The 26,358-nt window shown below is 61.5% G+C and carries 21 protein-coding genes and 1 pseudogene; 7 read left to right on the forward strand and 15 right to left on the reverse strand.

Annotation, left to right across the window (positions count from 1 at the left end; all coding sequences use genetic code 11):
• Positions 1-52: 52 nt before the first annotated feature.
• Both E8K79_RS17785 and E8K79_RS17790 read right to left on the reverse strand, forming a co-directional pair.
• Positions 53-1,228 carry a hypothetical protein gene (locus E8K79_RS17785; RefSeq protein ID WP_136515882.1) on the reverse strand — a complete coding sequence of 392 codons (1,176 nt, stop codon included), beginning with the start codon at positions 1,226-1,228 and terminating at the stop codon, positions 53-55.
• Positions 1,229-1,255: 27 nt separating this feature from the next.
• Positions 1,256-6,091 (reverse strand): Ig-like domain-containing protein, encoded by a 4,836-nt coding sequence (locus E8K79_RS17790; protein WP_162604706.1) that lies wholly within the window; start codon positions 6,089-6,091, stop codon positions 1,256-1,258.
• 210 nt (positions 6,092-6,301) lie between these two features.
• Here E8K79_RS17790 and E8K79_RS17795 point away from each other — a divergent pair, with 210 nt between their 5' ends.
• Both E8K79_RS17795 and E8K79_RS17800 read left to right on the forward strand, forming a co-directional pair.
• On the forward strand, positions 6,302-6,985 hold the full coding sequence (locus E8K79_RS17795) for a PilZ domain-containing protein (protein WP_136515884.1): 684 nt from the start codon (positions 6,302-6,304) through the stop codon (positions 6,983-6,985).
• Between the two features lie 12 nt (positions 6,986-6,997).
• A complete protein-coding gene (locus E8K79_RS17800) occupies positions 6,998-7,753 on the forward strand; it encodes an NRDE family protein (RefSeq protein WP_136515885.1) in 756 nt (251 codons plus the stop codon).
• Between the two features lie 134 nt (positions 7,754-7,887).
• On the opposite strand, the gene E8K79_RS17805 is transcribed toward E8K79_RS17800, so the two are convergent.
• On the reverse strand, positions 7,888-9,033 hold the full coding sequence (locus E8K79_RS17805) for a hypothetical protein (protein ID WP_136516026.1): 1,146 nt from the start codon (positions 9,031-9,033) through the stop codon (positions 7,888-7,890).
• A 477-nt stretch (positions 9,034-9,510) separates the two neighbouring features.
• Here E8K79_RS17805 and E8K79_RS17810 point away from each other — a divergent pair, with 477 nt between their 5' ends.
• The 5 genes from E8K79_RS17810 to hisG all read left to right on the forward strand — a co-directional run bounded on the left by E8K79_RS17810 (position 9,511) and on the right by hisG (position 14,122).
• Positions 9,511-10,506: an ABC transporter substrate-binding protein gene (locus tag E8K79_RS17810; RefSeq protein WP_162604707.1), complete on the forward strand. Its 996-nt coding sequence runs from the start codon at positions 9,511-9,513 to the stop codon at positions 10,504-10,506.
• Positions 10,507-10,581: 75 nt separating this feature from the next.
• On the forward strand, positions 10,582-11,481 hold the full coding sequence (locus E8K79_RS17815) for an ABC transporter permease (protein WP_135868298.1): 900 nt from the start codon (positions 10,582-10,584) through the stop codon (positions 11,479-11,481).
• Entirely contained in the window at positions 11,478-12,275 is a 798-nt protein-coding gene (locus E8K79_RS17820; protein ID WP_135868297.1) for an ABC transporter ATP-binding protein, read from the forward strand. Before E8K79_RS17815 ends, E8K79_RS17820 begins: the two co-directional genes overlap by 4 nt.
• Positions 12,276-12,683: 408 nt before the next feature.
• Positions 12,684-13,061, forward strand: a complete 378-nt coding sequence (gene hisI, locus E8K79_RS17830; RefSeq protein ID WP_135868296.1) for a phosphoribosyl-AMP cyclohydrolase — start codon at positions 12,684-12,686, stop codon at positions 13,059-13,061.
• Positions 13,062-13,246: 185 nt separating this feature from the next.
• Positions 13,247-14,122, forward strand: coding sequence for an ATP phosphoribosyltransferase (gene hisG, locus E8K79_RS17835; RefSeq protein ID WP_136515887.1), 876 nt, complete (start codon positions 13,247-13,249; stop codon positions 14,120-14,122).
• A 144-nt stretch (positions 14,123-14,266) separates the two neighbouring features.
• Here hisG and E8K79_RS17840 read toward each other — a convergent pair.
• The 12 genes and pseudogenes from E8K79_RS17840 to pckA form a co-directional block, all read right to left on the reverse strand.
• A pseudogene (locus E8K79_RS17840) lies at positions 14,267-14,710 on the reverse strand (helix-turn-helix domain-containing protein); the annotation flags it as partial.
• A gap of 754 nt (positions 14,711-15,464) precedes the next feature.
• Positions 15,465-15,887 carry a hypothetical protein gene (locus tag E8K79_RS17845; RefSeq protein WP_136515888.1) on the reverse strand — a complete coding sequence of 141 codons (423 nt, stop codon included), beginning with the start codon at positions 15,885-15,887 and terminating at the stop codon, positions 15,465-15,467.
• A 203-nt stretch (positions 15,888-16,090) separates the two neighbouring features.
• On the reverse strand, positions 16,091-16,294 hold the full coding sequence (locus tag E8K79_RS17850) for a hypothetical protein (RefSeq protein WP_136515889.1): 204 nt from the start codon (positions 16,292-16,294) through the stop codon (positions 16,091-16,093).
• 82 nt (positions 16,295-16,376) lie between these two features.
• On the reverse strand, positions 16,377-17,291 hold the full coding sequence (locus E8K79_RS17855; protein ID WP_136515890.1) for a polysaccharide deacetylase family protein: 915 nt from the start codon (positions 17,289-17,291) through the stop codon (positions 16,377-16,379).
• Positions 17,292-17,310: 19 nt separating this feature from the next.
• Positions 17,311-18,222, reverse strand: a complete 912-nt coding sequence (locus tag E8K79_RS17860) for a formyltransferase (protein ID WP_136515891.1) — start codon at positions 18,220-18,222, stop codon at positions 17,311-17,313.
• On the reverse strand, positions 18,212-19,150 hold the full coding sequence (locus tag E8K79_RS17865) for a glycosyltransferase (RefSeq protein WP_136515892.1): 939 nt from the start codon (positions 19,148-19,150) through the stop codon (positions 18,212-18,214). Before E8K79_RS17865 ends, E8K79_RS17860 begins: the two co-directional genes overlap by 11 nt.
• The gene (locus E8K79_RS17870) at positions 19,147-20,310 is read right to left on the reverse strand and encodes a DegT/DnrJ/EryC1/StrS family aminotransferase (RefSeq protein ID WP_136515893.1); all 1,164 of its coding nucleotides are present in this window, start codon (positions 20,308-20,310) and stop codon (positions 19,147-19,149) included. The genes E8K79_RS17865 and E8K79_RS17870 overlap by 4 nt, the downstream gene beginning before the upstream one ends.
• 13 nt (positions 20,311-20,323) lie before the next feature.
• Positions 20,324-21,364, reverse strand: a complete 1,041-nt coding sequence (locus E8K79_RS17875; protein WP_136515894.1) for a bifunctional UDP-4-keto-pentose/UDP-xylose synthase — start codon at positions 21,362-21,364, stop codon at positions 20,324-20,326.
• A gap of 56 nt (positions 21,365-21,420) precedes the next feature.
• The gene (locus tag E8K79_RS17880) at positions 21,421-23,082 is read right to left on the reverse strand and encodes a glycosyltransferase family 39 protein (protein WP_136515895.1); all 1,662 of its coding nucleotides are present in this window, start codon (positions 23,080-23,082) and stop codon (positions 21,421-21,423) included.
• 221 nt (positions 23,083-23,303) lie between these two features.
• On the reverse strand, positions 23,304-24,278 hold the full coding sequence (locus tag E8K79_RS17885; protein WP_136515896.1) for a quinone oxidoreductase family protein: 975 nt from the start codon (positions 24,276-24,278) through the stop codon (positions 23,304-23,306).
• Between the two features lie 207 nt (positions 24,279-24,485).
• Complete coding sequence (locus E8K79_RS17890) at positions 24,486-24,677, reverse strand: hypothetical protein (protein ID WP_135868281.1); 192 nt, start codon at positions 24,675-24,677, stop codon at positions 24,486-24,488.
• 53 nt (positions 24,678-24,730) lie between these two features.
• Positions 24,731-26,320 (reverse strand): phosphoenolpyruvate carboxykinase (ATP), encoded by a 1,590-nt coding sequence (gene pckA / locus E8K79_RS17895; RefSeq protein WP_136515897.1) that lies wholly within the window; start codon positions 26,318-26,320, stop codon positions 24,731-24,733.
• Positions 26,321-26,358 lie beyond the last annotated feature (38 nt).

The following is a 26,358-nucleotide window of genomic DNA, read 5'->3' on the forward strand; positions in this document are numbered from 1 at the left end:
TTAGCGCATCCCCTCTTTGCGTTTTACTGGACCTTCCCCCGCGGGAGGGACGCTAGTGGAGCATCGGCACCACCAACAGCGGGAGCTCGAAGTCGTTCGTCCCGTCGAAGCCGGTCACCCTGCTGTACGGAACGGTGAAGCTGGAGGCGACCGGGATCACGCCGGGCTCGGCCACGTACGTGACGGCGGCGAACTCTCCCACCGCGAAGCCGGGTGAGCTGATGATGGCGAGGATGAGGGTGTCCGGCGCGATGTAATTGATCCCCGGCGCGGCCGCCTGTCCGGCGACCCCGTAGAGCGAGACGAGCGCTTCGCCGTTGTTTCCGGTCTTAAGCGTCACGCCGGCGGGAAGCTTGAGCGTCATCTGGATCGAGGTGACCGGCGCGGAGGCGGTTCCCGTCGTGGCGAGGTAGAGGGTGCCGGTGTAGTACCCGACCGCCGCGATCCCCGCCGAGATCGTGGTTACCCCGGTCCTGTTGTGGGTGCCGTCGGCGAGAAAGGCGCCGGCCGCCGTCTCAAAGTTGGCGACCGTCGCGGCTGAGAGCCGGCCGTTCAGGGTGAGGTCAGCGGCAAAGCTGTTGAGAACGGTGGAGAGCGAGGAGGCCGCCGAGAGCTTGGAGAGGGCAGCGAGCGCGATGGTGTAGTCTCGCTGCTGCTGGGTCGCGCCGCTCATCGCGATCACGGTCGGCGCCACCGGGCGGGTGGCGAGGATGTCGAACGGGAAGAGGTTCGAGAGCAGGGCGTTCGCCGAGGCGATGGCGGTCTCGGTGAGGACGCTGCCGCTTCCGGCGGCGAGTGCCTTCCTCGTTGCGAGCTCGGTGAGCGGGGTGACGCTTGCCTGCACCGTGTTGCCCGCGTTGGCGATCACAGCCACGGCACGCAGCGGCGCGGAGGTGCCGATGGCGAGCGTCGCGCCGGTCGCTTCGTCGGTGTAGCTGCCGGTGGCCTCAACAATAACGATCCCCTTGTAGGAACCGAGATCGGCCGTGTAGTAGCCGGTGCTGTCGGTTAAGGCGCTGGTGAGGAAGATCTTGGTTGCCGTGTCCCCGTTCGCCCCCGGTGTGTAGAGCTTCACCTCTCCCTGGATGGGGCCCTTGGAAACCACGCCGGACACGGTGGTATGGGGAGGGCCGCTCGGGCCTGTCCCGGAGGTGCTCCCCCCTCCGCCGCATCCGGCGATGAGGGCGAAGAGGGTAAAGATTTTGGCGAGTAGAAGAGTTGTACGCATGTCCGTTCCCTTATGAAAGTTTGATGGTTACCATGTCACCGCGCCGACCATCCTGGCGAGGATGATGAGCGCGTCGCTTGCGTCGAGTCTCCCGTCGGGGAGCGGCTTGCCGTTTCTGAACGGGGCGAGGTCGGCATGGCGCAACTGCTGCGCCGTAGGCGTGATCTTGCCGACCGCGGCCTTCAGGCAGAGCTGGGCATCGGCGAGGTCGACCTTGCCGTCCAGGTTCATGTCTCCGTCCGGGTCGGTGGCGAAGCTCCAGGTGTAGTTTTGCAGCAGGCGATTTCCCGCCGGGTCCGTGATGGCACCGGTCAGGGTCGCCGTGTAGGTGGTGGCGTAGGCGAGCGGAGCGCTAAGGGTGAGGGTGGCGGTGTGGGTCGCCTGGTCGTAGCTGATCGCTCCGGGAACCGCCGGGGTCAGGTAGAAGGTGTTGCCGTTCACCGTGGCCGGATCGACGTCCTTGCTGAAAACGACGCTCACCGTGTGGGTGGCGACCGAGAGCCGCACGGCGCCGTCTGCCGGTGTGGTGGAGCTTACCACGGGGGGGACCAGGTCGACGGTCCAGGAATATGCCTTGGCCGGTGTCTCAACGTTGCCCGCGACGTCCTTTGCCGACACCGCGAAAGTGTGCTGCGCCGTCGAAAGTGCGCTGTAACTCACCGTGCAGGAGGTCGTCGTCGACGCGCTGCAGTTGCAGGGGGCAGAGACCCCGTCCAGGCTGCAGATGAAAGTGGCGGGCTCGTTCGCGCTGAAGCTGAAGGTCGCACTGGAGAGGTTCGACAGCAGCGACGGCTTCGCAGTTATGGTGGTTACCGGCGCGACGTTGTCGATCACCACGTTCACCGAGGCGGGGGGCGACTGCTGGTTCCCGGCGTTGTCGGTCACCGTCGCCTGCACCGTGTAGCTGCCGTCGGGGAGGGCGCCGCTTGTGTAGCTCCAGCTCTTGTTGCCGCTGTTGTAGAAGGGGGTGCCGGTCACCGACTGGCCGAGGGCGTTCACGATGGCGATGGTGATCTGCTTCACGCCGGTTCCCGGGGCCGGGTCGTCGGCGGTGCCGCTCACCGTGATCTGCTGCCCGGTCAGGTAGGGGGTCACAAGCGGCGTGATGGTCGAGGTGGGCGGGGTGGTGTCGATGGTCACGCTCCGGCTGACCACCTGGGACGGGTTGCCGGTGACGGCGCCGGACAGGTTCGGGGCCACGTCGAGGGCGCGCGCCTGGATGGTGTAGTTGCCGTCCGCAGGGAACTGCCAGTTGTAGCTCCAGGCGGTGGAGCCGGCGGCATCCTGCCAGGAGACGGTTGCGGGAGGTGTCGCGCTCGGGAAGATGGCCACCTGGACCTTTTGCAGCGGAAGCCCGCCGGTTGCGGCCTGCGCCGTGCCGGTGATGAGGTGCGGGGAGCCGCTCCCGAGGAGCGCGCCGTCGGTAGGTCCCCCGAGGGCGACTTCGGGAAGCGGGTTGTTGACGATGAAGCTGCTCCCGGTCGTCGCGGCCTGCACGTTGCCTGCGTTGTCCACCGCCTGGGCCTGCACCGTGTAGGTGCCGTTCACCGGCAGGCTCCAGAGGTACCCCCAGCTCGACCAGGGAGCAGCCGGTGCGACACTCGTGTCGGTGGCCGCGTTCGCGCCGCCGCCGTTCACGGAGATGTTCACGCCGCTCACGCCCGAGACGGTGTCGGCGGCGCTCCCGGTGATCTGGTAGCTGATCCCGGAGAGCGGGGCGAGCGGGACGTTCACGCTGGAGGTCGGCTTGTTGTTCGCGTCCACGATCCAGCCGTAGCTCCTCGTGGTCGGAGCGCCGGTGCTGGTGTTGCCGGCGAGGTCGGTCCCCTGGACCGTGAAGAGGTGGGGGCCGTCGGCAAGTCCCGTGTAGCTTTTGGGACTGGTGCAGGAGGTGGTCACGCCGTCCAGGCTGCAGGCGAAGGTTGACGTTTCGTTGGCCGAGAAGGTGAAGCTCGCCGAGGTCAGCTGGGTGTAGGCCGCCGGTACCGTCGTGATGGTGGTCGCGGGCGGGGTCGTGTCTATGGTCCAGGTGTAGGTCTTGGCGGTGGTCTCCACGTTCCCCACCGTGTCGGTGGAGAGGACGCTGAAGGTGTGGCTGCCGTCGGGAAGCGCCGCGAAGGAGAAGGGGGAGCTGCAGGCGTTACTGATCCCGCTGTCGATCCGGCAGACCGAGGTGGAGCCCGCCTTGTCGACGGTGAAGCCGAAGGAGCCCGACGCGGTGCTGTCCAGAAGCGGCGGGAAGGACGTGATGGTGGTGACCGGCGGCGTGTTGTCCAGGGTCAGGTTGATGCTGGAGAGGGCGCTCTGCACGAAACCGTTTGTGTCGGTGGCGCGCGCCTTGATCACGTAGGGGCCGTTGGGCGGCAGCGGCGAGGCGGTCCAGCTGTAGCTCCACTGGGTCCACGAGTTGAGGGTCGGGCTCTTGGTGGCGCTCTGCCAGGTGGTACCGCCGTCGGTGGATACCTCCACCTTGGCGAGGGTTGCACCGGTGCCGGCGGAACCGTCGCTTTGGTTTCGGTCGATGGCGCTCCCCGCGATCAGCACCGGGCTCTTCCTCGTATCGCCACTCACCGGGGAGGTGATGGTCGCCTGGGGGGGATACCCCCCGGTGCCGATGAGGAACGTGGTCACCGGCTGGTTCACCGCGTCGGAGTGCACGGTGAGCGAGGCGGTCTTGTTGCCGGGGGCGACCGGGAGAAAGCCGACGGTGACGGTGCAGTAGTCCCCGGCCTCCACGGTCAGGTTCGGGAGCAGGGCGAGGTTGCACTCGCGCGCGCCCCCCTGGGTGATGCCGTAGAGCGCGGCGTCGGTTCCGGCAAGCGAGAGCGACGAGATCTTAAGCTGCAGCGTTCCCGTGTTCTGGAGGGAGAAGCTCACCTGTTTGGTGTCCCCTATGTTCACCTGGCCGAAGCTGTACGGGGCGGATGCAAGCGGCGCGGCGGGGGTGACCGCGGAGACCGCGCTCAGGTTCAGGTTGAAGACCCTGCCGGTCGCGGTGGCGGCGTACACCTTCTTCGTCGCCGCGTTCGCGCTCAGGGCGTTCACGTTCTTGTCGGTGAGGCCGGTGTTCATCGCGGTCCAGATGTCGCCGCCGTTGGTCGAGAAGAAGACCCCGCCGCCGGCGGTCCCGGCGGTGATGAAGTTCGGCACCCCGCCGGAGAGGGCGATCGACTTCACCACGATATTGGTGAGACCGCTGCTGCTTGCCACCCAGGTCGTCCCGTTGTCGCCGGACTTGAAGAGTCCCGCACCGGTCCCAAGGTAGAGGCTTACGCCGTCCGAGGCGACCGTGTACACCACGGTGTTGGTGAGCCCTGAGTTCACCTGGGTCCAGCTCGTCCCGTCCGAGCGGAACACCCCGCCGCCGTTGGTTCCGGCGAAGAGGTAGCCCCCCTTGAAGGTGAGCGTGGTGACGTCGCTGTTGGACGGCTGCCCGGCTCCGTAGGCGCTCCAGGTGTCGACGCCGTTCCAGACGAAGACCCCGAGCGAGGTGGCTGCGTGGAGCGTGGCACCTGCGTCGAGGGCGAGGGCGCGGACGTCGCTGGTCGGAAGGGTGGCGCTGATGTCGGTCCAACCGCCGCCGTCGTTCGTCGACCTGAAGACGCCGTTGCCGGAAGCGGCGTAAAGCGCCGTTCCGGTCGCGTCGTAGAGAAGCGCTGTGGCGAACATCCCTCCGGCCGCGTTGTCGATGGTGGCGCTCCAGCTGCTTCCGCTGTCGGTGGAACGATAGATCCCTCCGCCGGCGAACCCCGCCACCACGACGGTCGGATCGGTAGGCTTCACGGTCACCGCCCGCCCCTGTCGCAGCCCCGAGGAGAGAGAGGACCAGGCAGCACCGGTGCTTTTGAAGGCGCCCAGGGTGGTCGCCGCGTAGAGCGTGGTGCGGCTCGTCGGGATGTTAGCGAGCGCGTGCACCGCCGCACCCGGGGTGAGCCCGGAGGCGAAGGCGCTCCAGTTCCCCCAGTTACCCGAGGTGTAGCTCTGGCGGTATATCCCGTTCGCCGTTCCAGCGTAGAGCACCGTCGGTGCCGAGGGGTTGTCGACGAGGATGCTGGCAACCGCCTGGCTCCCCAGTGAGGCGGCGCCGTCCTGCGCCCAGGTCGCCGCGCCGTCGGTGGAGAGATACATCCCGGTGGCCGTTCCCACGAAGAGCGTGACCGGGGTCGTCGCGGCGTAGGCGAGGGAGAGGACGTCGGTGTCGGCTAGCGAGGTGTTCGCCGCGTTCCAGGTGGCGGCGCCGTCCGCGCTTTTGTAGACCCCGCCAGCGGTCGCCGCGTAGAGTACGCCCGGTGTCGACGGATCGACTAAGAGTGCGCGTACGTCCAGGCTCAAAAGACCTGTGTTCGCGGTGCTCCATGACGAGCCCCCCGTCGTGCTTTTGTACACGCCGGAGCCGGTTGCCGCGTAAACGGTTGCGGTGGAGAGTGGATCGATGGCGATGGCGCGTACCGGCACCCCGGAAGCACCCGTCGAGGAGTCGTTCCAGGAGAGGCCGCCGTCGGCGCTTTTGAAGATACCCTGTGCCGTGGCCACGAAGATCACCTTCGGGTCGACCGGGTGCACCGCCAGTGCCGCCACACGCCGGTTGGAGAGACCTCCGTTCAGCGCCGACCAGATGCTCCCCCCGTCGCTCATGCCGTACACGCCGCCGCCGTCGGCGCCGACGTAAATCGTGGCCGGAGTCGTTGGGGCCACCGCGAGGGCGGTGAGCGTCCCCTTGTTGGGGATAGGGGCCGGCCCGTTGCTCGACCAGTTGTTGAAGACCACCGCGGCGTCGGCGCCTGCGCAGGGCAACAGGGCCGCCGTCAGGGCCGTGAGCACGATGAGCCGGACGCGGCGCGCCAATGCAGCTGCAAGTTTCATGAGGACCTCTCCAGTCTTGGTTTCTGCACGCCCGTTGCGCTTCTTAAAGAAGCGACCGGTACTGTTAGACATTTCGGGAGAAGCAGGAAAAACATGAGAGGAAAGAGTTGCAATTTACTCATCCCTGTTTTAACTTTTCCGACACCGCTTAACATTGTGGCTTAAAGACCGCATGCGTCCTCATTGCTACTAAAAGGAAAACACCGCCGGATGCACGATCCCAGAATACTCATAGTCGCCAATGATCCCGATGCTGGAAGCGCGTACCTTGATGCCATTGCCAGAGCGGGGGCGCAGGGAGAGCTGGCACACTCATTTGAACAGATGGCCGAGATGGCCAAGGAGCGCTCTTACAACGGTTTCCTGATCGACATCCTCACCCTGGTGCGTTGCAGCAAGGAGGCGAAGGTCATCGCCTATGAGAGCATCAACCTCTTCCCGGTATTGCGGGTGAAGTGGGACCCGCGCGGAAAGAAGATAAAGCTGAGCCCGCTCGAACAGACTTTCTCACCCGACAGCGACGCCGCGCTGCGTTTTTTCATCGAAAGCCGCTGCAGACTCTTCCCGGCCCGTTCGCTGCGCCGGCACACCCGCAAACCGATCCATCTGAACCTCTGGTACAGTAGCGATCCCTCCTTCCCCGAAGCTGCGACGCACCGCTCCTTTGCGGTGAACCTCAGCATGGGCGGCCTCTTTCTCCACACCATGGAAGAGCTTGCGTGCGGTGCAACGGTCTGGCTGCGCCTTCTCGATATCGACCCGACTCCCATCGCCGCAACCGTGCGCTGGACCCAGCACTGGGGAGAGGGGCGCTGCGTCCCGGGAGCGGGGCTGCAGTTCGAGACGCTCACCGAGATGCAGCGAACCGAACTCACCCGTATCATCACCCCCTGACCGGAACTCCACATGTGCACGCTGCTACTTGCCTACCAGGCCCACCCGCAGTACCGGCTCGTCATCGCCGCCAACCGTGACGAATACTACCGTCGTCCCACCGCGCCGGCGCAGTTCTGGAAGGACGCACCGCACATCTATGCCGGCCGCGACCTGGTCCATGGCGGCACCTGGCTTGGCGTCACCACCACCGGACGCATCGCCGCGCTCACCAACTACCGCGATCCAAGCGATCTGCACCGTCACGGCCCCTCCCGCGGCAGGCTCGTGAGCGGCTTTCTCGAGGAGGATGCCGCGGCCGAAGCCTACGTGGCCAGCCTGCGCGCCTCCAGCCTCGCCTACGGCGGTTTCAACCTTCTTTTGTATGACGGCGAAGACCTCCTCTGTTATTCCAACAAAAGCGACCAGACGGTCCGCATCGAGCCCGGCATCCACGGGCTTTCCAACCATCTCCTGGACACCCCATGGCCGAAGGTGCGCTGCGGCAAGGAAGGGCTCGCCCGCATCCTCGCCGGGAAGAGTGTCGTCCCCGAGGACCTTTTCGCGCTGCTTGCCGACGAGACCCATCCTTCCGACGCAGAGCTTCCCGACACGGGCGTGGGGATCGACCTCGAGCGGCTTCTCTCCCCGGTCTTCGTCAAGAGTGCGGAGTACGGCACCCGCTGTTCGACCGTCTTACTGGTGGATCACGAGGGGAAGGCGACCTTCATCGAGCGTAGTTTCGAGGGTGGCGCGGTGCAGGATAGACGGGCGGAATTCAACTGGTGAGAGGGCGGCTGTCAGGAGGGGATGGCGATAACTGTCTCGATGCCTGACGTCCCCCCCTTTGCGAAGGGGGGACAGGGGGGATTTGCCTTGAAGAGCCCCCCTTCCCGAAGGGGAAGGGGGGCTCTTGGAAGGACCTACTGGTACTGGATGTAGAGCGGTTTCGGCTGCAGCAAGAGCACCTCTTTCGGGGTGAGCAGCGCGTCCCCCTTCTTGGTGTCGTTGTGGTAAAAGAGCTTGAACCCGGTGAACTGCACCGGCTCAGCCACGACGTAATCCTTGTAGGAGTCGCGCTTCAGCCAAGGGGCGCCCCAGCCGTCCATGTTCATCACGATCTGCACCTCCGGGCGCAGCTGGATGTTCTTCGCGTTGGTCACGCCGTTTCTGGTGAAGCGGTGCACGATGAACACCTTCGGGGGGATGTTGTACTTCTTCACCAGCTCCTTCAGGTACCCCGAGGCGTAGTTTATGTCCGCCGCGTCGTAGGTGCCGATCTTGGTCCCCGGCTTCTTGCCGCTCTTGATCAGGTTGAATTCCGGATCGATGCCCAGGTGCACGTCGGGGTTCTTCAGGATCCACTCGAAGCGCGGCAGCACGTTGCGGATGTTGTCGTGCCCGGTCTGGATGTCGATGAACATAATGGCGTTGATCGACTTGGCCCAGCTGTAGACGTCATTGATGATCTTGTCCGGCATGATCATCCGGTAAAGCCCCGCCTTGCCCGGGTCCCCCTGGGCGACCACCGCGATCAGGTGCAGCGCCGGTTGTACCGGGTGCGACGGGTCGGCCGCCTGCCACTTGCCCACCTCGCGCTTAAGCCGCTGCAGCATGTCGTCCTTCTGGTATTCCCCCAGCGCCCCCATCCTCTTGGAGAGCGGGTTGCCGTAGTAGGCGACGATCCTCTTCTGCGGCAGGATCGAACCGGGAAGCGGCGCCGGATACTTGACCGGCCATCCCTTGGCAGCGGCGAAGTCCGGGTCCTCACCGGCGCGGTAAGACGTCTTCGGAGCGGTCGCGGCCTTTCCCTTCGCTCCCTTGGCTTTCTTGGCGCTCGAGTGCGCATCGAAGGCGGGAGACGTGGGCTGCGGCGCGGCAGCGGGCGCTTCGGTTGTCTGTGTCGGAGCCGGTGCGGCCTTAGCCGAGGAAGGCTGTCCCTGCGGTACCGTCTGGGCCGCAGCCGTGGAGGCCGTCGGCTTGTTGTCCTTGCATCCCGCCAGTGCCAGCGGCAGCGCCAGCATGGCGATCATCAAAAGGGCGGGGCGGTTGGTGGGGTAGAGGTGCATACGTCGAATCTTCTCCTTTATGTTGGTCCAGCCGGACATGGAACGGCCCTGCCGGCGTGGGATCTTTGAAGCTGTGATCATCGGAGTCTGGTTCTGGCGGCTGCTGGGGAGGTATGCGGGCGGGCTTTGATGCCTGGCACCTATGACAAAACCGACAAGCTGCCGTACTTTACCCTTTTTGCGTTTGCGGTGTCAACAACGATGGGTGTTTTTGAATAGATAAATCTAATTTTTCTCCTCCGGAGCCGGTACGGGGACGTTTTTTTAGCATTTTCCCGGTGAAGTCGGCATGTTTAGGCCACTATGGCGTTGACGATGGCTCTTTCCGAGTGGTATGCTCGGCGACCGGAAAAAGGTCCGACCTCTTCGCAGGTACCGCCTTCCGGTGTTCCGATCGTAGATGCAGCTCCATTAGTCCCAGTTTCCCCCTGAAGCAGTCGCAGGTGAAATCTATTTCAATGTAACTGGAGGTGTCTGGTGAGCAAGAAGATCAGTATTCTGTTGGTTCTCGCGGTAACACTTATGTGTGCGGCAACCGCCTTCGCGGCGGCCCCTGCCAAGCAGGTTACGATCGGTATCTCCAAGATCGTTTCCCACCCGGCACTGGATGCGGTTGTCAAAGGCATCCAGGACGAGTTGAACGCCTCGAAGATGAAGGTCACCTTTGACGTGCAAAACGCCAACGGCGACATCAACACCGCGGCCTCGATCGCCAACAAGTTCCAGAGCGAGAAGGTGAACCTCGCCGTAGGCGTCGCCACCCCGACCGCCCAGGCGCTGGTCAACACCCTCAAAGGTATCCCGATCGTCTACTCCGCAGTCACCGATCCGGTCAAGGCGGGTCTCGTCCCCTCCCTCACCAAGGGCGGCAAGAACGTAACCGGCGTTTCCGATATGACCCCGGTGAAGCAGCAGATCGAGATGCTCCTCAAGATCAAGCCGAAGACCAAGCGCATCGGCCACATCTACACGAGCTCCGAAGAGAACGCAGTGGTGCTTGCCGGCATGGTCAAGCAGGTCTGCAAGGAGAAGCACCTCGAGTTCGTAGAGACCACCGTCACCAAGTCCGCCGAGGTTAAGCAGGCCGCCCAGACCATCGCCAACCGCGTCGACGCCATCTACATCTCCACCGACAACACCGTCGTCTCCGCCATGAGCGCCGTGGCCGACGTCGCCGCCAAGGCGAAGATCCCGGTCATGTCCGCCGACCCGAGCTCCTCCGAGACCTACGACGTCCTCGCCGCCTGGGGCTTCGACTACTACAAGATGGGTCGCGCCACCGGCAAGATGATCATCGAGATCCTCAAAGGGAAGAAGCCGGAGCAGATGCCTACCCGCTTCATGACCAAGGCATCCGACGTCGACCTCCTCATCAACCTCGACGTTGCGAAGAAGCTCGGCCTGACCGTCCCGGCCGACATCGTGAAGGCCGCGAAGACCGTGCGTCAGAACGGCAAGGTGACCAAGAAGTAACGGCAAACGCCTCTCCCCCCTTCGTATAAACGGAGGGGGGAGTTTTTAATCAAGCAGAAGGGTAAACGGTTCACTATGATCGAAGGTATTTTTGTCGAAGGGCTGATCTATGGCATCATGGTCCTGGGCGTGTTCATCTCGTTCAGGATTCTTGATTTTCCGGACCTGACGGTTGACGGGTCCTTTCCCCTTGGCGCGGCGCTCATGGTGCAGTGCCTCCTTCTCGGCATGAACGGGTGGCTTGCACTTCTCGTCGCCTTCGCCGGCGGCGTCCTGGCCGGCGTCGTCACCGCGCTCATCCACAACCACCTGCGGGTGCCGAACCTCTTGGCCGGTATCCTCACCATGACCATGCTCTACTCGGTCAACATCCGGATCCTCGGTAACCGCGCCAACGTCCCCGTGCTGAACCAGCCGACCATCCTCACCCAGGTGACCGAGAAGTTCACCGGTATCATCCCGGACGAGTACATACTGCTCGTCTTCTTCCTGATCGTCGCCCTGGTGGTGAAGGTGCTCCTCGACCTCTTCTTCCGCACCGACCTCGGCATGACGCTCGGCGCCATGGGGAACAACGAGCAGATGGTCATCTCGCAGGGGGTGAACCCGAAGACCCTGAAGACCATCGGCGTCGGCCTTTCCAACGGCCTCGTCGCGGTCTCCGGCGCCTTCGCGGCGCAGTACCTGGGCTTCGCCGACGTAGGCCTTGGCCAGGGGATCATCGTCTCCGGCCTCGCCTCGGTCATGATCGGTGAGTTCCTCGTGCTGAAGAGCAACAGGATCGGCGTCCTCACCCTCTGCGCCCTCGCCGGTTCCGTCTGCTTCTACGCCGTCATGTACGTCGGGCGCTTCTACGGTTACCTGATCCACATGACCCCGAGCGACCTGAACCTCATAAAGGGCGTGCTGATCATCATCCTGCTGATCATGACCCAGGCGAAGAAACTGAAGGTCCCGTTCAAGGTGGCAAAATGATAGAGCTCAAAAACGTTTCCATCGTATTCGGGCAGGGGACCGTCAACGAAAACAAGGCCCTGAACAACATCAATCTGAAGGTGAAAGAGGGCGACTTCATCACCATCATCGGCTCCAACGGCGCCGGCAAGTCGACCCTTTTCAACACCATAGCCGGGACCTACACCCCCACCGACGGCCAGATCTTGGCCAACGGCAGGAACGTGACCAGGGATCCCGAGTACAAGAGGGCGAAGTACATCGGCAGGATCTTCCAGAATCCGCTGCTCGGCACCGCCGGGAACATGAGCCTGGAAGACAATATGACCATCACCCATAAAAAGGGAATGAAGTGGCTGCGCCGCAGTCTGAACAACAAGACCCGCGAGCTTTTCAGGAAGGAACTGGTGCAGTTGCGGATGGGCCTTGAGCACCGCATGAAAGAGAACCTGGTTATGTTCTCCGGCGGGCAGCGCCAGGCGCTCACCCTGCTCATGATGGTCCTCTCCAAGCCGAGCCTGATTCTTCTAGACGAGCACACCGCGGCGCTCGACCCGAAGAACGCCGAGATCGTGCTGGAACTGACCAACAAGTTCATCAGCGAGTACAACCTCACCGCCATGATGATCACCCACAACATGAGCCACGCCATCGAATTCGGCAACCGCCTGCTCATGATGGACGGCGGCGAGATCATCTTCGACATCGAGGGGGAAGAGAAGAAGGCGCTCACCGTGGAAAAGCTGATCCAGAAGTTCCACGAACTGCGTCACAAGACCTTCGAGAACGACAGGACCCTGCTCGCCGAAGACTAGAGACAGCGCAACGGCAGCAAAAAATGAGGCCCGGCGGATATCGTTCCGCCGGGCCTTGTTTATTTTTAAAGAGAAAAGAGGCTTTAACGCAAAGACGCAAAGACGCAAAGACGCAAAGACGCAAAGACGCAAAGACGCAAAGACGCAAAGACGCAAAGACGCAAAGACGCAAAGACGCAAAGGCGCAAGGAAAACCAAAGGACAATGTGCTCTGGTTGGCAAATCAAGAGAAAGTGCCTGGAGACTTCAAGTCTTTGCTTCTCTCGAAGTCCTCTTTGCGTCTTTGCGTTAATGTCTCTGTATTGGGGTGTTGTCCCGTCTACATAATCATTGACACATCTCGCCCCTGCGGTGTATTAAAAGATACTTTTTTACCCAAAATACGTCGGAGAAGGACTGAGAGAAGCCATGATAAAGATCGATTTTGAGAAGATGGGCGGCCTGATTCCTGCCGTAATTCAGGACAACGAAAGTGGCGAAGTGTTGATGGTTGCGTTCATGGACGAGAAGACCCTGAACCTGACCCTGGAGACGGGCAAGACCTGGTTCTTTAGCCGCACCAGGAACAAGTACTGGATGAAGGGCGAAGAGTCCGGCAACACCCAGGAAGTGATCGAGGTGCTCACCGACTGCGACGCCGACACCGTAGTGATCAAGGTGAAGCAGAACGGTCCCGCCGCCTGCCACACCGGGAACCGGAGCTGCTTCTACGTGAAGTACGAAAACGGTACCTGGGTCGAGCACTCCAACCCGCTCTTTGATCCCAACACGGTTTACAAGAAATAGGAAATTTTGAAGCCACCAAGTCCCCGCTTGGTGGCTTTTTTTTATGTTCATACGGGAGTCCGGGGGAGGCTGGTACAGCTTTCCCACGACGCGCTGCATGTGACCCAGCGTCCCCCCCTTTGCGAAGGGGGGACAGGGGGGATTTGATCTTTATTCAATTCAATTTCATTCAAGGAGGATGATTCATGGAAAACCTACTGAAGCTCGGCGTACCCAAAGGGAGCCTGGAGAATGCCACCGTAGAGCTGTTCAAGAAAGCCGGTTGGCAGATATCGATTTCATCGCGCAGTTACTTCCCCGGCATCGACGATAAGGAGATCAAGTGCTCCCTGATCCGTCCGCAGGAGATGGGGAAATACGTCGAGCGCGGCACCATCGACGTCGGCATCGCCGGTCGTGACTGGATCCGCGAGAACGACTCCGACGTAGTGGAAGTCTGCGAAATGGTCTACTCCAAGGTCTCGCGCCGTCCCGCCCGCTGGGTGCTCGTCGTGAACGGCGACTCCAAGATCAAGGGCCCCGAAGACCTGCATGGCGGCACCATCTCCACCGAACTCGTCGGCTTCACCAAGCGCTACTTCGCCGAGCGTAACATCTCCGTCAACGTCGAGTTCTCCTGGGGCGCCACCGAAGCCAAGGTCGTCGAAGGTCTTTGCGACGCCATCGTCGAAGTCACCGAGACCGGCTCCACCATCAAGGCCAACGGCCTTAGGATCGTGACCGAGCTCATGGAGTCGGTCCCCGTCATGGTTGCCAACAAGGCCACCTGGGAAGACCCTTGGAAGCGCGAGAAGATCCAGCAGATAGCGACGCTGCTGCAGTCCGCGTTGAGAGCGGAGGGTATGGTCGGTCTCAAGATGAACGCCCCCCAGGACAAGGTGGCCGCCATCACCGCCGTCATCCCGAGCCTTAAGAGCCCGACCGTCGCCAATCACTACAATTCCGACTGGGTTTCCATCGAGAGCATCATGCCCGAGCAGGAAGTCCGCCGCATCGTCCCCGAGCTCATCAAGCTCGGCGCGGAAGGGATAGTCGAATATTCACTCAATAAGATCATCTAGCCGCGGCACCCCGCATATAAAACCTAAAGCCGGCCACCTTGAGGTGGACCGGCTTTTAAAATGCAGAAAGATGCCTGACGCGCCTACCGGTAGGACCACGCTTTCCATACCTTCCAAAGAGGATCCCCGTACTCGATGTGCCCATTAGGAATGATTGGGCACAAGCCTGATTTCCAGCTTGCAGCCCACGGCGGCAGCATATTTGCGGAGCATCTCCAGAGAGGGGGAATGGCGGTGAGAGCCGAGAGAACCTTCTACTCTGGCCAGCGATGGCTGCGAAATCCCCATTCTCGTCGCCACTTCTTCCTGAGTTAATCCCGCCTGCTTTCGAGCCGCTAAAAGCGCATCCAAAGTTGCAAACTCATCCTCCAACGCATCCCAAGCCTCTTTGAACTCGGGAGCCTCAAGTTCTTTTGCCAACGTCTTTTCAGGGTTATAGGACACCGGCTTATAGCTCATTTCCATGGACCTCCTTCTGCCGTCCCCGTGCCTTCTCTCTTTCCTGTTTGGGCGGCTTCTCTGTTTTTCTCGATGAACCATTCCTGTGATGACGACTCCGCGAGTAGTCCTTCCATCGAGACCTTCATGGTCTTGCCTGTTGCTAAGTGTCCGTCATGTGAATGCCGAATCAAAGCAAGCGATTTTCACACAGGTGAGCAAGGAAGTCAAAGAAGGCGGTTCACCGGTTTGCTGCGCTCGACTGCCGGCGCCCCGTCGCAAAATCCATTACACGCCCAGCAGGCTCGATGATTAATCTAACGCGATGGATAAGTTGTGCACTGCGATGGATGATTAATCTAACGCGATGGATAAGTCGTATACCGCGATAGATGATTAATATAACGCGATGGAAAAGTCGTGTACCGCGATGGATGATTAATCTAAGGCGATGTATAAGTCGTGTACCTCGATGGATGATTAATCTAAGGCGATGTATAAGTCGTGTACCGCGATGGATGATTAATCTAACACGATGGATAAGTCGTATACCGCGATGGATGATTAATCTAACGCAATGGAAAAGTCGTGTACCGCGATGGATGATTAATCCAACGTGATGGAAAAGTCGTGTACGGCAATGGATGATTAATCCAACGTGATGGATAAGTCGTGTACTGCGATGGATGATTAATCTAACGCGATGGAAAAGTCATGCACCGCGATGGATAACACGTTTATCGCAATAGATAACACGTTTATCGCAATAGATAACACGTGTACGGCGTTCGAAGACTTTTATACCGGGGAGGATCGTGGCTCTGCGAATGGGTAGCAGCCTGTAGGAGGAGAGATGGAGAAAACTGAGGGGGTGTCTGCAGGCACCCCCTCTGCTTTTTCGAGATCAAGCCGGTTCGCCTTCATCGTCCTTGGCGGGCGCCGCGGAGTGATTTGCTGCGCTTGCCTTGGGACGACCCCTTCTGTCCCTGGAGAGATCGAACCCAGAAGCGAGGAGAATCTCCGGGGTACGCACCGCGGCCATCTCCAGGAATGAAGCGATCTGGTCCAGGTACTCGACGAGCTGCTGCTGGAGAACCTCGCGCTCGGATATCAACAACTTGCTGCCGAGCATTGACTCGTGATACACCGCATCGTGCTTGTCCGATGTTTCGACATACGGCGTGAGCAGCGTCGCCAGAATCGCCCCCCAGAAAGAGTCAGGGAACCTGGCCTTGTCGATTAGGGCGGTCTTCACCTTCTGGTTGAACGCATGGAATCTTGACGGTCCGAGATTCCTGAAATTCCGTTGTATTCGGTGACTTCCCATGTACACCTCCCTTCGTTCGCTCGTGGCAACGGCAGATTGTGGATGGTTGAGTTTTTTTAATATTGCGGCGCGCCCCGTAGATATTAGAGCCTGACGAAAGGAATGCAAGCAGAAATCTGGAGGCTGACAGGCGCGGCTTTCAGTGATGCAGTTCGTGATGGAGGGAAGTGCGGCTAGTGGAGGAGGCGATGATGTGGTGAGTGCTACCTTCTCTTCTCGTGCGCCTTTTGGCCGTGCACCCGCTCATAGGCGCGGCAGAAGGGGCAGATGTCCTCTTCCACCTTGGTCACGAAATCATAGACCATGCCTTTTTGGTGGTAACGCGCATGCAGGCATACCGGGCAGAGCTCGCATACCTTCGCCATGGCCTTGTCCATTGCGGCGGGATCGTTGTGTTGCGTAGTCATGAGGCAGGCTCGCTTAAGGTTTGTAAAATTGGCAGTACATCCTAGACCAGAGCATCCTTCTAAAGCAACCACAACCGCTGCGTCAGGTGCGAGGCGTCGATCTTTGCAGGGCGACCGGCATGGCCCTTCCGGCGATGGTCCCCATCTCGACGTTGCATAGGGGGGCGCTTGCTCCGTACTCGTTTGCAGCCTCCCGCAGCGTTATGAAACGCACCCGTCGCTTCGAAAGCGCCGTGAGGAGATCCCGGAAGGTGTCGATCATGGCGTTCCCCTCGAGTTCTGCGTGGATGGTGTGAACGTTGAGCCCGGGACGCAGGCGGGCAAGGTAAACGTCGTTCACCGTCGCGGCGGTGACGCCGTTTTCTCCGATGAGTTCATCCATGGTGGGCCAGGTTGAAGGGATCTGCAGCGTCTGGAACCGCTTTCCGGCGAGCACTGGATAGAAGGGGGCGTCTCCCCTCGTATCGCTGCAATAGGCGAAGCCCATGGCGTCCTGGACCTTCAGGGAAGCGGAGCTTACTGTCCACCCTGGCGCGGCACAGGTCCGGGCGCGGCAGCTAAAGATCGTCTCGAAGGTGGACGCGGCGCGTTCCAGAGCTGCTTCAACCTGCTCCGGTGTGAAGCGGTGCAGATGATCGTGCCAGTCGACGTGGTCCCAGCAGTGGATTCCCACCTCGTGTCCCGCATCCCTTACGCTCCTGATGACGTCCGGCAGTCCTTGGCCGATCATCGGGGCGGGGAGCAGGGTGCCGTAGAGCATGGTCTTCACCCCGTACATAGCGGGCGCCTTGGTCCGCAGCATCTTGGCGAGAAAACCCTTGTGCAGCAGGCGACGCACCGCCTTGCCGGAGTTGTCGGGGCCGAAGGAGAAATAGAAGGTGGCGCGCACCCCGAACTCGTCCAGGATGCGCAGCAGGTTCGGAATGCCGTCGCGGGTGCCGCAAAAGGTATCGACGTCGACTTTCAGGGCAACAGTTTCGTTGCTGTTTTCAGGCATGTCGTCTCCGTTAGCGTAATCAGGCGAGGAGCTCGCCTACGCAGGGGGTCTTCTCCACGAACGCTTCGGCGGAAAGCTCAGCCTCTCCTTCCATCTGCAGGCGCCGAATTTCCAGCAGCCCCGCGCCGGTGCCGACACGCAGCGGCTCTGTAGATACTACGCGACCCGGTTCAGCCGCCCCTTCCACCGGAAGCGCCTGCCAGATGAAGACCCTGCGTCCGGATAACGTGGTGAAGGCGCCGGGATACGGGTGGGTTACGCCGCGCACCAGGTTGTAGATGCGTTCCGCAGTGAGTCTCCAGTCTATGCGGCCGTCTTCGGGACGGCGGCCGCCGCAGTAGTTCCCCGCCTTGAGATCCATGGGGATGCGGGGCGCGGTCCCGGCGACAAGCTGCGGCCACGTCCGGCGCAGCACGGTTACCGCGGCCTCGGTGACCTTTTTGAAGACGTCGAAGGCGGTATCCTCGAAGGCTATCTCCACCGCTTCCTGGTCGACGATCTCGCCTGCGTCGGGCTTCTCCACCATGTAATGCAGGGTGGCACCGGTTTGCTTCTCGCCGTTTATCACGGCCCAGTTGATCGGTACGCGCCCGCGGTACTTCGGGAGGTAGGAGCCGTGCAGGTTGAGGGCGCCACGCCGCGCAAGGGAGAGCACCTCCGGCTCGATCATGTTGCGGTAGTAGAAGGAAAGCAGGAAGTCGGGGGCGAGTGCCGCGACCCTCTCGCGGTTCTCTACGGTGTTGATGCTGCCGGTCACGCAGGGGATGCCGTGGCGCGCCGCGAGCTCCCGCACGCTGTCAAACCAGATCTCCTCGTTCGCCGAGTCCTCGTGGCTGAAGACGAGACGGATGTCGGCTCCCTGCCGGATCAGCTCCTCGAGGCAGCGGTAGCCCACGTTATGGTAGGCGCAGACGACGACCTTATCCTTCATCGCTTCCTCCGTGTATCCTGCGCACCACGTAGCGCGGCCTGCGCCGCACCTCCTGGTAGATCCTTCCCACATACTCACCGACGATACCTATCCCGAAGATGGTGATGCCTAGGAAGAAGAACAGGATGGCGAAAAGGGTGAAGACACCCTCGACCTCCGCACCGACCAGTAAGCGCCTGAGGATAAGGAAGGCGGCGAAGGCGACGGCGCCGAGCGAGGTGACGATCCCGGTGAGGGCGAAAAGCTGCAGAGGCACCACCGAGAACCCGGTCATGAGGTCGAAGTTCAGACGCACCAGCTTGTAGAGCGAGTACTTGCTCTCCCCTTCGCTGCGTTCCGCGTGCGCCACGCTGATCTCGCTTGGGCTGGAGGCGAAGGTCTGGGCGAGGGCGGGGATGAAGGTGCTCGCCTCGCCGCAGCGGTTGATGTTGTCGACCACGTTACGGTGGTAGGCCCTCAGCATGCAGCCGTAGTCGGTCATCTTCATGCCGGTCATCTTGCGCGTGGTCATGTTGACCAGGCGCGAAGCGCCTTTGCGGAAGAAGGTGTCCTGGCGCTTCATCCGAATGGTTCCCACCACGTCGTGCCCTTTTTCCATCTCGGCCACGAGCTTGGGGATCTCCTCCGGCGGGTTCTGCAGGTCGGCGTCCAGGGTGACCACGATTTCGCCGCGGCTGATCTCGAAGGCCGCGAGGATGGCCATGTGCTGACCGAAGTTGCCGTTGAACTCGACCACGCGCACCTCGGGATGGTTCCCCGCCAGGCGCTTGAGTATCTCCAGAGAACGGTCACGGCTACCGTCGTCGGTGAAGATGATCTCGAAAGGACGTCCCATTCCCTTGAGCACGGGGTAGAGGCGCCCCATCAGGTTTTCCAGGTTCCCTTCCTCGTTGTAGACGGGAACCACTATGGAGAGGTACGGGATCATTTGCGGTTCCTTGCTATCACGGTCTTCACCGCCTCGACCACGTCGCTTGCGTCCGCGTCGGTCATCTTCGGGAAGAGCGGCAGCGACAGGATGCGGTCCGAGGCGTAGTCGGCGTTCGGGAGTGAACCTTCCGGCTGGGGCAGGTTGGTATGGTACCAGGTATGCTGGTGTACCGCCTTGTAGTGCAGCCCGCTGCCGATGTTGAGCTCCTTCAGTTTCGCCATGAAGCCGTCGCGGTCGATGGACAGGTACTCGATCTTGACGAGCGGCGTGTAGAGATGCCAGGCATGGCGCTGCTGATACGGGGCGTACGCCGGAAGGCAGAGCTCGGCCACGTCGGCGAAGGCCGCGTTGTAGAAATGGGCGATCTCGGTGCGCCGGTCGATGAAGCCGTCGAGTTTGGGAAGCTGGTGGATGCCGATGGCGGCCTGGATGTCCATCATGTTGTACTTGAAGCCCGGGAGCACGATGTCGTAGTTCGGCGTCCCGCTCGCGGCGAAACGCTTCCACGCCTCGCGGCTCATGCCGTGGAACTTGAGCAGCGACACCTCTTCGGCAAGAGCCTCGTCAGGAGTGCAGACCATGCCGCCTTCGCCGGTGGTGATGTTCTTGTTCGGGTGGAAGGAGAAGATGGAGATGCTGTCCAGGGAGCCGATCCTGCGCCCCTTGTACTCGGTCCCGGCGGCGTGGGCCGCGTCCTCGATGACGGTGAGATCGAACTCGCGGGCGAGCTCGAAGATCGGGTCCATGTCGCAGGGCTGCCCGGCGAAGTGCACCGGGATGATGGCCCTGGTGCGGGGGGTGATCTTCTCGCGCACCTTTGTCACGTCCAGGTTGAGGGTCCCCGGCTCGATGTCCACGAGGACCGGCTTCAGACCGCACAGCACGCAGATGCTCACCGTGGAGGCGAATGTCATCGGCGTCGTGATGACCTCGTCCCCCTCCTGGAACTTGAGTGCCAGCAGGGCGAGGTGAAGCCCCGCCGTGGCAGACGAGAGGGGGACCGCGAACGGCGCGCCGACATAGGAGCGGAACTGCTCCTCGAAGCGTTTTACTTTCGGGCCGGTGGTGATCCAGCCGGATTTTAGGGAATCGACCACCTCGGCGATCTCTGCGTCGTCGATGGTCGGAGTGGAAAAGGGCAGAAACTCGCTGCGCACGTGGCCTCCGGAATTACAAAAGGTGCTGGATGGTTTCCCGCTGCTCGATCAGGTAGAAGTCGAGGGTTTGTCTCAAGGCGTCTTCCACGGAGGTGGACGGCTCCCATCCAAGGCGCTGCTTCGCGTTCTTCACCGAGGGGACCCTGTTCAGCATGTCCTGGTATCCCTTGCCGTAGAACTCGGCGGAGGTCACCTCGATGATGCGGCACGCTTTCGCCCTCTCCTCGTAACCGGGATACTGCCCTACCAGTTCGAGCAGCTTTTCGGCCAGTTCCTTGACGGACAGGTCGTTGTCAGGGTTACCGATGTTGAAGATACCGGCATCGGCACAGCCGTCGCGGTTCTCGATGATGCGCATGAGGCAGTCGATCCCGTCCTCGAGGTAGGTGAAGGAGCGGCGCTGTTCGCCGCCGTCAACGAGCTGGATCGGCTCGCCGGCCAGGATGTTGTAGAGGAATTGGGTCAGGACGCGGGAGCTCCCTTCCTTCGCGGTGCTGATCGAGTCGAGCTTCGGGCCGATCCAGTTGAAGGGACGGAACAGGGTGTAGCGCAGCCCCTCGTGGGCGCCGTAGGCGTAGATGACGCGGTCGAGCATCTGTTTCGCGCAGGAGTAGATCCAGCGTTCCTTGTTGATCGGCCCCAGCATGAGCGGGGAAGTTTCCTCGTCGAACTCGCGGTCCGGGCTCATGCCGTAGACCTCCGAGGTGGAGGGGAAGATGATGCGCTTGTTGTACTTCGCGCACTGACGGATCACCTTGAGGTTCTCCTCGAAGTCGAGTTCGAAGACCCGCAGCGGGTCCTTCACGTAGGTGACGGGTGTGGCGATGGCGACCAACGGCAGCACCACGTCGCACTTCTTGATGTTGTACTCGATCCACTCCTTATTGATGGTGATGTCGCCTTCTAAGAAATGGAAGCGCGGGTGCCCCATGGAACGCTCAAGTTTGTCGCATGCCATGTCGAGGCCGTAAACCTCCCAGTCCGTGGTGGTGAGAATACGGTGGGTGAGGGCGTTGCCGATGAAGCCGTTCACTCCGAGGATCAGTACCTTCATATCTTTCTCCTTTGCTGCTGATAACGCTCAAACAACCGTTTCAGCGGCCTGCTGGTTCATCTATTGGTTATAAGGCAATGCTTAGAGCTTTGCCAGAGGATGCGCGGGGGGGGCGTGCCGGCTTGGGCAAGCTCGGGGATATACTGCTGCAGTACCATCGCGTACACCGGCCGTGTTCCGCTCCACAGTGCAAGGAACTGCGGCTTATCAAGGAACCAGGCGGACTGGTCGCCGATCTTACTGCCGAATTCGATTTCGCCCGGGCCGCCGAAGATCACCACGCGGCGTGCGGAGTAGAAGGAGAGTCCTTGGCGCAGTCCCTGGCTGACGACCACCGCATCGGGGCCGGCTACCCTTTTCACGATTTCACCCGGCTCCCAATATGATTTGCGCTCCACGAAGAGCGGGTAGACGAAGTGGGGCGCGGTAAGGAAAAGGAGGATCGAGCCGAGCAGCAGAGCACTGAAAAGTCCGCGCGGGTCCTGGCGAAGAGCGGCACCGACGGAAAAGGCCCCCTGCAGGAGGAGGATCGAGCCAATGACGATCCCGCCAACCGGGGCGACGAGCGGCCTGTGGGCGACCAGTGGGTAAATCATGGCGCCTAAGCCGAGCAGGACAAGGAGCCAGCCGAAGACGAGCGCGGGGCGGCGCAGGGGGCGGAACTCGCCGCTCAGCGCCTTGTCGAACAGCGCGGCGATCAGTATGGCAAGCGCCGGGTAGACCGGCAGGATGTAGGCCGGCAGTTTCGAGTTCGACTTGGAAAAGAACACGAAGATGATGATGGCCCACAGCGCGAGGTACAGACGGGATTCGCCGCCCGGGAGGGAACGATCGCGCCAGAAGCCGCGCAGCGCGGACGGAATGAAGAAGGACCACGGGATCATGAAGCCGAACAGGATCGGTATGAAGTACCAGAACGGCTCGTAGCGGTGGTGCACCTTGGTCAGGAAGCGTTCGAAATGCTCGTGGATGAAGAAGAAATGGAAGAATTCCGGGTTGCGCTGGCACACCATCACGAACCACGGGGCGGCGACCGCCAGGAAAAGTAGGATGCCGGTGGGAAGGCGCATCTCCTTCAGGATGCGCCAGCGCCGGGTCAGCGCGATGTGCCAGAAGATCACCGCGCCGGGGAGTACAATGCCGATCAGTCCCTTCGCCAGGACGGCCAGTGCGGCGAAAAGATAGAAGAGGTAGTAGTAGCCCGGCCTTGGGCGGTCGGCATCCCTGGCGGCAAGGATGTAGCTGCCAAGGGCCACGGTCATGGTGAAAGTGAGCGGGATGTCGGTTATGTTCACCCGACTCTGGATCAGGAAGCCGGTGCAGCCCCCGAGGATCAGCGCGCTCAGCATTCCGATACGGCGCCCGAAGAGCTCACGTCCGAGATGATAGCTGAAAAGCACAGTGCCGAGCCCGCTCAGTGCGCAGGCAAGACGGGCGGCGAATTCGTTGATGCCGAACAAACTGAAGGAAAGGGCGTTCAGCCAGTAAAGAAGCACCGGCTTTTCGAAGTACTTGACGTAGTTCAGTAGCGGCGTGATCAGGTCGCCACGCTCGAGCATCTCCCGTGGAATCTCCGCGTAGCGGGCCTCGTCGGGGTCTACGAGCGGAAAATGGCCGAGTAACTGCAGGAACAGTACACCGAAAAGAAGGGTAAGTATCAGGAGGTCGCGGCGGCGCGATGCGTGGGGGCGGGTCACGAAGTCCAGCGGAATCTGCATGTGGTACAACTCCAATGAATACAGTCATTCACGGTGACCACGCGTGGCATCCCCGAGCATGTCAATATAGGAAAGTTTCTATTACCTGAAAATGACATCAACATTACAATCCCGTCATCTAGGGCGGTGCGTCGTCCGCTTGCCAGGGGGACAGTAGAACAGAGCGGCATCGCGCCGCTCGCTTGAGGTGTCGGCGGCGCGGCGCTGTCTGTGTTCACGGGTCACTCTGTAAGTAGTATGGTTGAGCCGGTGGTTCTGCGGCTCTCCAGGTCCTGGTGTGCCCGCGGCGCGTCGTACAGGGGGTACTGTTGGTTGATCTCAATCTTTACGGCGCCGGAGGTCACTACGCCGAAGAGCTCAGCGGCGGCTTCTTCGAGGTCCGAGCGCTGTGCGATGTAGGTGGCGAGGGTAGGGCGGGTGACGTAGAGTGAGCCCAACTGGGAGAGCAGCAGCAGGTCAAGCGGCGGAACGGGCCCCGAGGCGTTGCCGAAAGAGACCATCAGCCCGCGGGGGCGCAGTGACTTGAGTGAGGTCTCGAAGGTGTCCTTGCCGACGGAGTCATACACGACCGCGGCGCCTGCGCCGCCCGTGATCGCCTGCATGCGCTCGAGGATGTTTTCTCTCCGGTAGTCGATGCAGAAATCGGCGCCGTTTTGCCGCGCGAGCTCGCACTTCGCTTCCGACCCGGCCGTGCCGATCACCTTCGCCCCCAGCATCCTCAGCCATTGGCAGGCGATGGTCCCGACGCCGCCTGCTGCTGCGTGGAATACCACCGTGTCACCGGCCTCTACACGGTAGGTCCTGCGGATCAGGTACTGGACGGTGAGCCCCTTGAGCATCATGGCTGCCGCCTGCTCAAAAGATATGTTGTCAGGAAGGAGGCAAAGCCGCTCCGCCTTCATGTTGCGCACCTCGCAGTACGCCCCCATAACGCCTGCGTAGGCGACGCGGTCACCGGGTTTGACGAGCGTCACCCCGGCCCCGACGGCCTCGACGATGCCGGCGCCTTCGTTGCCGGCTATGGACGGCAGAGGCACCTTGTAAAGACCGCTGCGCTGGTAGACGTCCACGAAGTTCACCCCGACGGCCTTGTGGCGGATGCGCGCCTCTCCAGGTCCCGGCTCCGGCACCTCGACATCCATCCACTTCATCACCTCAGGACCTCCGAACTGTTCAAAGCATATAGCTTTGGGCATCATTGCCTCCTTTTGATATGCGATGTCTAGTGCGTCAATGATGACCCCGCCATCAGAAAAGCCTCCGACCGTTGCCGTCGAGGGACTCGGTCCACGCAAAAAGGCCGCCCCGCGGAAGGGTGGCCTTTTATCTTTATGCTTGCTGCCACGGAGGCGGCCGGAGGCGCGAAAGCTCGTGTTGCTGCCGGTCGCCCCCGTGACAATGGGTTACGAAACCATTTCGCAGTCGTCCTCAGGCCAGCTGTCGAGGCTGCCGTCGGAAAGTTCCACCTGGACGGTGTCCCCCTCGATGGTGCAGCCGTAGCTCAGACCGGTTTCGCCGGTCTTCTTGTTACGCACCTGTACCCGCTGCTCCTTTCTTTCCGTGGTATCACAAATCTCCGAATGTACCCGTTTCATGGTAGCCTCCTGAGTCGTTGTTCTAATGATAGCAACGTCGAAGCGCTATGCAACTAGAGAACTGCGGCAACCTCCGGTGCGGCGGTTTCCTTGAACTGCTCGAAGTTGTGACGGAACATCTCGACGAGCTTTTGTGCCATCGCGTCGTAGGCCGCCTTGTCGCTCCATGCATTTCTCGGGTTCAGGATCTCGTTAGGCAACCCGGGGCAGGAGACGGGAATGTCGAGTCCGAAGATGGGGTCCTTCACGAAGCTCCCCTTGGCGAGCGTGCCGTCGAGCGCCGCGTTCACGAGGGCGCGGGAGTAGGCGATCTTCATCCTGCCTCCGACGCCCGGACCGCCGCCGCTCCAGCCCGTGTTGACGAGCCAGCAGTCCACCTTCCTCGATGCGATCTTCTTGCCCAAGAGGTCGGCGTAGAGCGAGGGTTTGAGCGCCATGAAGGGAGCGCCGAAGCAGGCGGAGAAGGTGGCCTGCGGCTCGGTGACACCCGCCTCGGTGCCGGCGACCTTGGCCGTGTAGCCGGAGAGGAAGTGGTACATCGCCTGCTCGGCGGAGAGCTTCGCGATCGGCGGGAGTACCCCGAAGGCATCGCAGGTGAGCATGATGATGTTGTTCGGGTGCCCTCCCGCCCCGGAGGGGACGATGTTGGGGATGTGGGTGATGGGATAGGAGGCCCGGGTGTTCTCGGTGAAGGAGGCGTCGTCCAGGTCGATACGGCGCGAGATGGTGTCTATGGCGACGTTCTCGAGGATGGTGCCGAACCGCCTGGTGCACTGGTAGATCTCAGGCTCGCTCTCGGCGGAGAGGTTGATCACCTTGGCGTAACACCCCCCCTCGAAGTTGAAGACGCCGTTCTCGTCCCAGCCGTGTTCGTCGTCGCCGATCAGGAGCCGGTTCGGTGCCGCGGAGAGCGTCGTCTTCCCGGTGCCGGAGAGACCGAAGAAGACGGCGACGTCCCCCTGCGGGCCGGTGTTGGCCGAGCAGTGCATCGACATCACGTTCTTTTGCGGCAACAGGTAGTTGAGCACGGTGAAGATCGATTTCTTGATCTCCCCTGCGTAGCTCGTGCCGCCGATGATGACGAGCTTCCTCGCGAAGTTGATGATGATGAAGGCCTCGGAGTTCGTGCCGTCGATCTTTGGTTGGGCGTGGAAGGCGGGAAGGTCGATGACGGTGAACTCGGATCTGTGGGTGAGAAGCTCTTCCTGGGTGGCGCGCAGGAACATGTTGCGTGCGAACAGCGAGTGCCAGGCGCGCTCGCTTATGATGCGCACCGGGATGCGGTGCGCGGGGCTTGCGCCGGCGAAGCAGTCCTGCACGAAGAGGTCGCGCCCCTGCATGTAGTTGCACATCTTCTTGTAGAGCGCATCGAAGCGTTCCGCTTCGAAGGGGCGGTTTACCTTGCCCCAGTTGACGAGGTGGCTGCTCGATGGCTCCTCGACGATGAACTTGTCGTTAGCCGCGCGCCCGGTGTAGTGGCCGGTCTTTACGGTGAGGGCTCCCAGGTGGGAGATGAGTCCCTCGCCGCGCCGGACCACCTGTTCGTAGAGAACTGAGGTGGGGGAGGTCCAGTAGATGAGGTTCGCGTTGGTGATGCCGTGTTCTTCCAGTCCATTGCCTCTGGTTATGTCGTTTAATCTCACTGCTCCCTCCTTCTCATTGGATCTGCGACAAGATTAAA

It is taken from the genome of Geomonas edaphica (assembly GCF_004917075.1).
GTDB lineage: Bacteria > Desulfobacterota > Desulfuromonadia > Geobacterales > Geobacteraceae > Geomonas > Geomonas edaphica.